This is a genomic window from Echinicola vietnamensis DSM 17526 (genome assembly GCF_000325705.1).
Classification (GTDB): domain Bacteria; phylum Bacteroidota; class Bacteroidia; order Cytophagales; family Cyclobacteriaceae; genus Echinicola; species Echinicola vietnamensis.
This window is the reverse complement of sequence record NC_019904.1, coordinates 5,521,709-5,532,500: the sequence shown is the minus strand read 5'-3', so window position 1 is coordinate 5,532,500 and position 10,792 is coordinate 5,521,709. Positions and strand designations below refer to the sequence as shown.

The 10,792-nt window shown below is 45.5% G+C and carries 9 protein-coding genes and 1 rRNA gene (1 of these 10 only partly in view); 9 read left to right on the top strand and 1 reads right to left on the bottom strand.

Features of this window, described 5'->3' with window-relative positions; translation table 11 throughout:
• The 6 genes from rrf to ECHVI_RS22495 all read left to right on the top strand — a co-directional run.
• Positions 1 to 48, top strand: a 5S ribosomal RNA gene (rrf, locus tag ECHVI_RS22525) (it extends 64 nt beyond the left edge of the window).
• Positions 49 to 1,343: 1,295 nt separating this feature from the next.
• Positions 1,344 to 2,588: a dihydroorotase gene (locus ECHVI_RS22515; RefSeq protein WP_015268317.1), complete on the top strand. Its 1,245-nt coding sequence runs from the start codon at positions 1,344 to 1,346 to the stop codon at positions 2,586 to 2,588.
• Positions 2,581 to 3,093, top strand: a complete 513-nt coding sequence (locus ECHVI_RS22510) for a DUF4199 domain-containing protein (protein ID WP_015268316.1) — start codon at positions 2,581 to 2,583, stop codon at positions 3,091 to 3,093. The genes ECHVI_RS22515 and ECHVI_RS22510 overlap by 8 nt, the downstream gene beginning before the upstream one ends.
• 11 nt (positions 3,094 to 3,104) lie before the next feature.
• Entirely contained in the window at positions 3,105 to 3,650 is a 546-nt protein-coding gene (locus tag ECHVI_RS22505) for a DUF4199 domain-containing protein (protein ID WP_015268315.1), read from the top strand.
• Positions 3,651 to 3,656: 6 nt separating this feature from the next.
• The gene (locus ECHVI_RS22500) at positions 3,657 to 4,619 is read left to right on the top strand and encodes a glycosyltransferase family 2 protein (protein ID WP_015268314.1); all 963 of its coding nucleotides are present in this window, start codon (positions 3,657 to 3,659) and stop codon (positions 4,617 to 4,619) included.
• Positions 4,619 to 5,569, top strand: coding sequence for a glycosyltransferase family 2 protein (locus ECHVI_RS22495; protein WP_015268313.1), 951 nt, complete (start codon positions 4,619 to 4,621; stop codon positions 5,567 to 5,569). Before ECHVI_RS22500 ends, ECHVI_RS22495 begins: the two co-directional genes overlap by 1 nt.
• Here ECHVI_RS22495 and ECHVI_RS22490 read toward each other — a convergent pair.
• Positions 5,559 to 6,332, bottom strand: coding sequence for a class I SAM-dependent methyltransferase (locus ECHVI_RS22490; protein WP_041739170.1), 774 nt, complete (start codon positions 6,330 to 6,332; stop codon positions 5,559 to 5,561). The two genes, ECHVI_RS22495 and ECHVI_RS22490, sit on opposite strands and share 11 nt — an antisense overlap.
• 194 nt (positions 6,333 to 6,526) lie before the next feature.
• Between ECHVI_RS22490 and ECHVI_RS22485 the strand changes: the two genes are divergently transcribed.
• From ECHVI_RS22485 to ECHVI_RS22475, 3 genes are read left to right on the top strand one after another with little or no spacing between them, the layout of a single operon-like run.
• Positions 6,527 to 7,909, top strand: a complete 1,383-nt coding sequence (locus ECHVI_RS22485; protein ID WP_015268311.1) for an efflux RND transporter periplasmic adaptor subunit — start codon at positions 6,527 to 6,529, stop codon at positions 7,907 to 7,909.
• Between the two features lie 10 nt (positions 7,910 to 7,919).
• Positions 7,920 to 9,281 carry an ABC transporter permease gene (locus tag ECHVI_RS22480; RefSeq protein WP_015268310.1) on the top strand — a complete coding sequence of 454 codons (1,362 nt, stop codon included), beginning with the start codon at positions 7,920 to 7,922 and terminating at the stop codon, positions 9,279 to 9,281.
• Complete coding sequence (locus ECHVI_RS22475; protein ID WP_015268309.1) at positions 9,274 to 10,770, top strand: TolC family protein; 1,497 nt, start codon at positions 9,274 to 9,276, stop codon at positions 10,768 to 10,770. The genes ECHVI_RS22480 and ECHVI_RS22475 overlap by 8 nt, the downstream gene beginning before the upstream one ends.
• Positions 10,771 to 10,792: the final 22 nt, after the last annotated feature.

Here is a 10,792-nt window from a genome sequence, read left to right as displayed (position 1 = left end):
CGCCGATGGTACTGGGGTTACACCCGGGAGAGTAGGTCGCCGCCCGCTTTTATACAGGCCCTTCCGCAGTTGCGGAAGGGCCTTTTCTTTTTTGTGCAGGTCCCAAAGTGTTGGGGATCTGCCTACTTATGATTGCCGGACATGTGCCCTGCCACATTGGGCTCTGTTTTGCCACGGATGGACACGGATAAACACAGATAGGATGCTTAAGGCGTTGCTAATCCGTGTTCAAATCCCTTATCAGTAACTTACTTATAAAACTACGATGCCCATGCCTTTGGCTATGCAGAGGACTTCTCGGCAACGCTTGGATTCATCCAGTTCATAGATGAAATAGCATCCTTTAAATAAAGTAGCCCTCAGAAATATTGCTTGATTTGTTTCTGCCCCTAAGTCCCCTTAAAGGAGACTTTATGGTTTCCCCATCATCGGGCAAGAACAGATGCCATCCGGACTTCTTTGTCCTTTTTTCTTGATAAAAAAGAACGAAAACCTGTCCGTCGCAAGAGGAAATCAAGACATGGCAAGGCTTTCGCCCGCTAGCCAGCCGCCGCCCCGCTGCCTTGTCGGCCTCCCCGCATTTATCATTTCAGTTTTTTATACGCTGCCTTGAGGGATTTCGGCGTGGAGAAACCAAGCGAGCGGACTGGAAAAAGATGCAGGCATGCCAGTCTGCGGCAGGCAGGTATGACGTGATGGTGCGAAAAAAGCTGATCACTGCCCAAACGCAGGAGTTTGCCTGCGCGCGTGGGCAAACATGGTCACCAGCACTGTTTCTCACAAATTCCCCCAATCTTTCGGCTTGGTCGGAAATTCCTCCCCAGAAATATCGTTTGTCCCTTTATTTTCATGGGAAATACCCCTAAACTCCAAAGAACACAAGGAATTCACAACCGATGCCCAGCCCCGGAGGGGCGCCACATCCATAGCCATGGGTGAAACCCATGGTATATTTGCCCATTCAACGTTTTCCGTTTTAGCTACATTTACCTCCCTATTCCCCACAAACTCCCGCTAAAACCCATTCGTGCGAATAGATCAAAACCATCGCTTTGACGGGGCGGCATCATCTTTCACAAGAACATGTCAACATTCATCCCCTGGAAAAGCCATAAAGTCCAAACCACCAAATGCATGCTGCGACCGCATGGAAAGGGATGTAAAATTGCCTTGTGACTTAGCGTCTTTGTGGCCTACCATTATTTCGATAGATAGCTGAATTTATCATCCGTCGGAAATTAGATTGGGAAGGTTATGATCATTTGAACATTGAAAAGGCTTTTTTTGACCTTTCGGTTTATTTTTAAAGAAAAAAGTGCCAGTTTTGCACAAATATTTTAAGCATGGCAGTTCTACTAAAATCACTTAAGTTAATCCAAAAAGACACCATCGGTAGCCCCCAAAATTACGCCTATGATGGAAATCAGGTAAAGCCATATGAGGGAGATGAAAGTGAATTTGATGAAATAGTGGATTGCGCCGGATGGCTTGGAAGTGCCGGGTGGATTGATCTGAGATGTGGGGTGGGGGAACCCGGACATGAGTACCAGGAAACCCTAGCTAGTTTGGACAGCGCACTCCAATCTGCAGGTTTTACAGAAGCCGTTTTGTTACCCAATACTTCCCCTGTGATTCAGAGTAAAAATGAAGTAGAGTTTATAAAAAATAAAGCCAGGGATTTTTTTGCCAAACTTCATGTTCATGCAGCGGTTACCAAGGATACTTTAGGTGAGGATCTTACCGAAATCTTAGATATTCACCATCATGGTGTCAATATTTTTGGGGACGGAAATGTACCCCTATCCAATTCGGATAGGATGATGAAGGTGCTGCAGTATTTACAAAAGTTTGATGGGATCCTTTTTGACCAGTCCTATGACCCGCTATTGGCTATATTTGGTCAGATGCATGAGGGATATACTTCCACTTCTTTGGGGATGAAAGGAATACCATCCCTTGCAGAGGAGGTGGCCATCCAAAAGAATATTGAGATTTTGAAGTATACGGGCGGTAGTATTCACTTCCAAACCGTCAGTACCCGAAACGGGGTGGCTGCCATTCGGAAAGCAAAAGAAGAAGGGCTGCAGGTTACCGCGGATGTCTCGCTATACCAGTTGCTATTTGTGGACAGCGATCTAGAAAACTATGACAGCCATCTAAAGGTGATGCCACCATTCAGGGGCAAGGAAGATCAGGAAGCCTTACTGGAAGGGCTTAAGGACGGTACTATTGATGCCATTGTTTCGAACCACCAGCCAAGAGATTATGATGCCAAGCACATGGAGTTTGATCTAGCCGATTTTGGCATGAGTGGCTTGCAGACGTTTTTGCCGGGTATGGTTTCCCTGGAAGCGAAACTGGGATGGCCATTGTTGATTGAAAAGATTACCACTGCTCCCGGACGTATTATCAGAAGTACGGGGAAGGAGATGACCTCATTAACCGTATTTGACCCTGCCGAAGAGTGGGTTTTCAACAAACAGACCAATAAATCCCTTTCTGCTAATTCTCCATTTTTTAATCAAACGTTGAAAGGAAAAGTGAAATTGGTGATCAATAAGGATAAATTCGCGCGGTTGGATGACTAAATATTTTAAAGGAGGCTATTTATTCGGGATCGTCGGGGGCGTTTTTTGCTTGCTGGCCTTTTGGGTACTGTATTGGATAGGCTTGGAACCGATAGATTTTACCTTATTATTTGCCTGTTTGATCACACCCGTTTTTGTGTTTATAGGGACCAAAAACTATCGAGATACCGAAGGGCAGGGCGAAATGCTGTTTGCCCAGGGAATGACCGTTGGCTTCGTTATTTATGGATTGGTAGCGTTGATTACGGCATTGGGAATTGCGCTTTTTCTTGAAATGGATTCGACATTATTTGACAGTTACAAGGCAGAAAAAATCACATATCTCCAAGGAAAAGAAGCCTATATTAGTGAAAACGTAGATCAAGATGCCTATGATAGTGCCTTGGCGGCACATCAAAAAATGTCCGTTTGGGATGTGGTACTGGATGTGTTTCTGAAAATTTTTATGTTGGAATTGTTCTTTACAATTATTATTTCGATAATTTTAAAAAGGATAAAAAACTAAATTTTGTTAATATGGAAACACATGAAACACCTTTTCGAGCAGCCTTAAGGACTGGTTTGGTCCTGGGATTAATGATGATGGTAATCGTTTACTTGATCTATTTTATAGAAGCTTCTTTGCTGGCATCTAACTGGTTTGGATTGGCAGTACTGATATTATATTTTGCATTGTTATTGTTTTTTGGATTTAAATACAGAAAAGAGGTTGGAGGTTACCTGCCTTTTGGCTCAGCTTTTCAGTTTTCCTTTTTTACGTTGATAGTGGCAGGAATTATTGGCCTTGTGGGAAACCTGTTGCTTTATATGGTCATAGATCCAGCGCTTCCACAGGTATTGGCCGATCAGCAAATGGAAAATACGATGGAAATTATTGAAAGTTTTGGAGCGGCGGATGCCATGAGTACCGAGCAAATAAATGAGATGAAGCAAGGCTTCTTGGATGCCTATTCTGTGGGGGGACAACTTAAAGCTTTTGGCTTTGCTCTTATAATTTACGCGATCTTGGCTTTGATCATCGGTGCTATCATCAAAAGAAAAGAACCAACCCAAAGTTATTGATATTAAATGACGCAAATTTCGATTATCGTTCCCGTATATAATGAGGAGGAGTCTTTACCTGAATTGACCACGTGGATAGAGCGGGTCATGCACGAACATCGGTTCAGTTATGAATTGATGTTCATCAATGACGGTAGTTCAGATAAATCCTGGGAGGTAATCGGATGTCTTGCCCAGCAAAATGGCCATGTCAAAGCAGTTGGTTTTAGCCGAAATTACGGGAAATCGGCTGCTTTGGACATTGGCTTTAGCAAAGCTTCGGGGGATGTAGTCATTACCATGGACGCAGATCTGCAGGACAGTCCGGATGAGATCCCTGCGCTGTATGCCATGATCATGGAGGAGGGATATGATATCGTTTCGGGTTGGAAGAAAAAGCGCCATGATCCTTTTACCAAAACAGTTCCCTCTAAATTTTTTAATGGCGTGACCCGTTTGATTTCAGGAATCAAGTTACATGACTTCAATTGTGGGTTAAAAGCTTACCGAAACAAGGTGGTCAAGCAGATCCATCTGTATGGAGAAATGCACCGTTATATCCCGCTGATCGCCAAATGGAACGGTTTTAATAAAATTGGAGAGAAAGCAGTAGCGCACCGGGCGAGAAAGTACGGCACGACCAAATTTGGAATCGAGCGTTTTGTGCACGGTTTTCTGGACCTTATCTCGGTTTCTTTTGTCAACAGGTACCGAAAGAAGCCCATGCACTTCTTTGGGGCATTGGGCACCATTTCCTTTTTTGGTGGTTTTTTGATTACCTGCTGGTTGGTGTTTGAAAAAGTCTGGGGGATTCATCATGGCCTGCCCGTGAGGGAAGTGACGGAGCAGCCTTTGTTTTTCCTTTCATTGGTGGCCCTGATTGTTGGGGTACAGCTTTTTCTGACAGGTTTTTTGGCTGAAATGATGATTTCCACGAGCTCACGAAAGGGAGATTATAATATCGATGAGGAGCTTAATTTTGGTCGCTGATGTTTTTTTCCATCATCATTCCGGTTTATAACAGGCCTTCAGAAGTTTCAGAATTGCTCCAGAGCTTGTGCCAGCAGACCGTTAAGACCTTTGAGGTGGTTATGGTAGAGGATGGTTCTACTGACAGGTGCGAGGAAGTGGTTAGGAAATTTGAAGACAGGTTGGCCGTCCGATATTTTTATCAGCAAAATTCAGGGCAAGGTTTTGCACGAAATTTCGGGATGAAACATGCCAAGGGTGATTATTTTGTGTTTTTTGACTCAGATTGTGTGATTCCCGACGCATACCTTATGAATTTGCAGGAGGCCATTCAATATCGGCAGCTAGATGCCCATGGGGGACCGGACCAGGCAGCCGCAGGTTTTTCCCCCTTTCAAAAAGCCATCAATTTCAGCATGACTTCATTTTGGACGACTGGGGGTATCAGGGGGAAAGTAGCTGATCCGAAAAAATATCAGGCCAGAGGCTACAACATGGGGTTTTCGAGAAAAGTCTACGATACGCTGGGAGGCTTTGTAGATCCGAATAGGGGAGAGGACATAGAGCTTAGCATTCGCATCAAAAAGGGAGGATTTCACCTTGAACTGGTCAAGGAGGCTTATGTTTACCATAAGCGCAGAAATGATTTCATGTCTTTTCTGCGCCAAAGTTTCTCATTTGGCCAAAACAGGGTAAATGTCAACCGCTTCCATCCAGGAGCCATTAAGGCGGTTCATTTGATGCCGGCCCTTTTCCTTGGTGGTTTTTTGGCGGTACTGTTCAGCTATTTTATCAGTCCCCCCCTATACACTGCCGGAGTGCTCCTTTACGGGGGCTGGACTATGGGAGTGCTGCTGTCAGCAGCCATTGGATCGCGTTCATTATGGGTAGGGGTATTGTCCGTTTTTACCTCTTATGGGCAGCTGTTTGCTTATGGCGCCGGTTTGGTGACCGCATTACTTAAGAAGTAGCACTTCCTTTGGAACAATAAAAGATGATTTCATTTGGCGGAAGGGCAAAGGCCTTGATGGTTTCCTCCGAAAGGGTTTTTACAAAGTTGTTCTTTTGTACGCTCAGACCTGATTGGGAAAGCCGCTCGGCATAGTCCTGGCCATATTTCCTGACATGGTCCCGCTGGCCAAATACCCTTTCGCGTTCAGCAGGGGACGTGATAGTGTGATCCTCTAGGGTCTTTGGGATGTCATAAACTGGTGATTGGATGATCCCCCAGCCGTCTTTTTTGAGGACACGGTTGATTTCCTTGCAGGCCAGCAGGTCATCCTCGACATGTTCCATGACGTGGTTGCAAAAGACCACATCAAAGGATTGGTCTTCAAAAGGGATGTTATGGACGTCCATTTTGACTTTGGCAAGCGGGGATTCGATATCTCCGGTGATATAGTCGATATTGGGAAGTTTCTCGAAGCGGTCAATAAAGCACAATTCGGGAGCGATGTGCAGTACTTTTAAGTCGGCCTCAAAGAAATTGGTTTCCTGCTGAAGAAAAAGCCACATGAGTCGATGCCGCTCCAGGGCAAGACAATTTGGGCATAAGGCATTTTCTCTGGCCTTGCGGCCGTACGGTAGAAATTTACTGAATTCCCGCTGACATACCGGACAACTAACATCATTTCCCCGATAGAAAATGGCCAATATCCTTAAAAAAATGTGGCTGATGAGCTGCAAAAAGCTTCGTGGTATATATCTGATGACAAAACTGATGATTGACTTCATGAACGCCTGTTTTTGGAGGATTTTGCCGCAAGTTAACAAAACATATCGTTTAAATTTAACATTTATTAATTAAGCTTTTAGTTTGAAATATTACGTCAATGGCTATATTTGAATTTAGTTGGGACGGTGCTTAGTTTTTAAAAATTTAATTTTGTAAACAATAATCTATAAATACACCTAACAGTGAAACTGTCATGAAAAAGAATTTATTATTTGTAGCGGTAGGGAGTGTGGTGGCCATTCTGGTCCTATACTTTATTTTTTCGCCCACTGCCTCCGGGGACGGTGCCGATATCATCGTTCCTGTCGAGAAAGGAAAATTTACCGTTGAAATAGCAACCACCGGGGAGCTGAAAGCCTTGCGATCGGTGATGATCATGGGGCCGACGCGGGCTCGGGAGTTTCGGGTAAACCAGCTTACCATTGAGCGAATGGTAGAAGAGGGAACGGTCGTAAAGAAAGGGGACTTTATTGCTTCACTAGATAAATCAGAACTTTTCGGTAAACTCAGTGACGGGCAAAACAATTTGGATTCAGAAGTAGCCCAATACGAGCAGGCCAAATTGGATACTGCCTTGACCTTACGACAAGAACGGGACAATATTCTGAACCTGGAGTATAACGTAGAGCAGAAGAAGTTGGTGCTGGAGCAATCCCAGTACGAACCGCCAGCGACGATCAAGCAAAACGAATACGATCTGGAAAAAGCGGAGAGAGACTTGGACCAGGCCAGACAAAACTATAAGATCAAGTACAATCAGGCCTTGGCCAAAATGGCTGAGCGGACAGCCAGGTTACGGAAGGAGGAGCGTGAATTCCAAGCCATGAATGACTTACTGGATGAATTTACCATTACGGCTCCTCAAGATGGTATGGTCATTTACCGGACCAACTGGGACGGTAATAAAATTGCTGAAGGCTCCCAGATCAGTGCATGGAATCCGGTAGTGGCCACTTTGCCTGATTTGACCGAAATGCAGAGCATCACTTACGTAAACGAGGTTGAAATCAGAAAGGTGAAAGTGGGCCAGGAAGTGAAAATTGGCCTTGATGCCTTCCCTGAAAAGGAATTTACGGGAAAGGTAACCCGTGTCGCCAATGTTGGCCAGCAGCGGCCAAACTCGGATGCCAAGGTGTTTGAAGTAGAGATATTGGTCAATGAGAGTGATCCGGTCATGCGTCCGGCCATGACCACTAGCAATACCATTATAGCAGAGGAGCTGGAAGATGCCATTTTTGTGCCTTTGGAAGCCGTACATGTCCAAAACGACAGTATCAATTACGTATACCTCAACAATGGCGTGAAGCAGGAAATAAAGCTTGGATTGTCCAACTATGACGAGGCGATCGTTGAGCTAGGCCTAGAGGAAGGAGACAAGGTTTACCTGTCCATTCCCAATTGGGGAGAGAGCCAATCGGTGAAATTGCTCGAAGAGCTCAATGGCAAGCGTAACCTGAAGGAGGAAGAAACGGCCCAGCCGGAGGCCCCCAAGCGTCCCACTCCTGGAGGAGGGCAGCGCGGAGGAAAGCCAGCGGCGGGTGGCGCTAAGGCTGGTAAGAAAGCTTCAAATTCTTAATTGCTGATCTATGTTTGGACCAAGACTTTTGTCTAATTTCTACAGTGCTTTGGAGGCGGTGATGGCCAACAGGCTCAGGTCGCTGCTGACAGCACTGGGGATTATTTTTGGGGTTGCAGCGGTGATCGCCATGATGGCCATCGGAAACGGCGCCCAGCAGGAAATCCTGGAGCAGATCAAACTGGTGGGGGTAAATAACATTATCATCGAACCGGTGGTGGAGCAGGTAGAGGAAGAAGTTCAGGATGGCCCTGGAGGAGGCCCCGGAGCCGAAAAGAATAAGTTCAGCCCCGGCCTGCGCATGCTGGACGTGGAAGCCATCCAAGAAGTCATTCCGGGGATCCAGCGGATCAGCCCTGAGGTGATCATGGATACGCATATTGTGAAAAGTGGGGTACGGAGATCAGCCAAACTCGTGGGCGTGACACCGGAGTACTTTAAAGTGACCAATTTTAAATTGCGTGAAGGCGGCATGTTTACCGAAAATAACCTCTTGAACGGTGATCCGGTTTGCATCATTGGACGTGGAGTTCAGACCAAGTTTTTCAGCAAGGAAAATGCTATTGGCAAGCGGATCAAATGCGGCAATCAATGGATGCGGGTCATCGGTATTTTGGAAGAGCGGATCGTCTCTGATAAAAGCCTCGCCAAACTTGGTATCCGGGACTTTAACATGGATGTATACATTCCCATGCAAACCATGCTGGTACGCTATAAAAACCGCGATATGGTTACTTCTGGAAGTTTGGTTTCCGGTAGGCAGGGCGTTGTGATTATCAATGGCGAAGTGCAGCAAAATACCTCCAATAAGCAGACCAACTATCATCAGATCGATAAATTGGTGGTGCAGGTAGAAGAAAGCAGCATGCTGAACCCGACGGCAGAGGTATTGTCCCGGTTATTGGAGCGTAAGCATTATAATGTCATTGACTTTGAAATCACCATTCCCGAATTGCTCCTTAAGCAGCAGCAACGGACCCAAAATATCTTTAACATCGTGTTAGGGGCCATTGCCGGGATTTCCTTGCTCGTGGGAGGGATTGGTATTATGAACATTATGCTGGCTTCGGTGATGGAGCGGATCAAGGAAATAGGCCTTCGGCTGGCCTTGGGGGCGCAAAAGACGGATATTGTTCATCAATTTCTTTTCGAAGCGATGATGATCAGCGTTACAGGCGGGATCATAGGGGTGATCTTAGGGATCATTTTGGCCAGTTTGGTTTCCCAGTTTGGGGACTTTCCTACGATCATTACCATTCCTTCTATATTGGTCTCCTTTAGTGTGGCCGCTACCGTAGGATTAATTTTTGGAATAGCTCCGGCCAAAAGAGCCGCGAGTCAGGACCCAATAACTTCTTTAAGACATGAATAAGCACATTACATTCTTCGTTTTTATTTTCTGTTTGATGTTTAGCGTTCCGTGCCACGTGAATGGGCAGGAAAGGATCAAATATACCTTGCAGGATATTATCGCCAGGGCTAAATCCGTATCCCCGGCGGCCTTAAGGGCCGAAACCCAACGGCAGAATAGTTACTGGCAATACCGGTTTTACAAGTCCAATTATAATCCGCAGTTGCGGTTAAATGGTGAATTGCCGAGTTATACCCAGGAAGTAAAGGCTGTAGAACAAAATGATGGATCATACTTAAATGTTCCTCTAAAACAGAGTCTTGTGGACGTTGGGTTAGGGTTGCAGCAGGAAATTGCTTTAACTGGTGGTAGTATTTCAGTCAATACTTCTGCGAGTAGATTTGATAATTATCTCACTGATTCCCCCGAAGGTCAGACTCAATGGCGAGGTGTTCCTGTCAATATCCAACTCTACCAGCCAATTTTTGCGTTTAACCAATTGAAATGGGACAAGAAAATTGAGCCGTTGCGATACGAAGAAAGCAAGAAGAGCTATGTAGAGGAAATGGAGCAGATCAGTCAAAGGGCCACACAGCTGTTCTTTAATTATTTGGTCGCCCAAGTAGGGTACGATATTGCGATGCAAAACAAGACCAATACCGAAGCGATCTATAAAATTGAGAAAGGCCGGTACAATATCGGTACCACCACAGAGGACCAATTGCTCCAAGTGGAACTACAGGTGCTCCAAGCGGATCAGGATTTAACTTCTGCACAGTTGTCCCTAGAGTCTTCTGCGCTTGCCTTGAGGTCTTATATTGGCTTGAATGAAAACACCCAGTTTGATCTGGTCCTGCCGGATGAAATCCCTGATTTTGTCGTGGATGTGGACAAGGCCATTAGTTTGGCTTTTGAAAACAGCTCGGATGCAGTAAACTTCAAGATCCAACGACTGGAAGCCGATGCGGAAGTGGCCAGAGCAAAAGGACAGCGGTTTAATTTGGATCTAAACGCACGATATGGTTACAATAACGCAGCCATGAGCTGGGGAGGGATTTATGAAAACCCGGACCAGCAGGCGGTCGTAAGTTTAGGCGTAAGTGTGCCAGTACTGGACTGGGGTAGAAATAAGGCTCGAATGGGACGTGCTAAGGCCAATAAGGAATTGGTAAATTATACGATCGATCAGGAAGTGATCAACTTTGAGCAGGAGGTTTTTACCCGGGTCAAGAACTTTCAACAATTGAGGAGCAGGATAATGATCAGTGAAAAGGCTGATGAGGTGGCCGCCAAGCGGTATGAAATCTCAAGGCAGCGTTACCTGAGTGGAAAGGTGGATATCACGAACCTAAATATTGCCCAGCAGGAGAAGGACTCGAACAGGAGAAGTTATATCCAATCCCTGCAGGAATACTGGCAGGCGTATTATGAGTTGCGGCAGCTGACCTTGTACGATTTCCAAAATGAAAAGTTGCTTTATAATCAAGAGATAGAACTTAAAGCCGATTAGGATCTGACGTTAACGGTTTTTT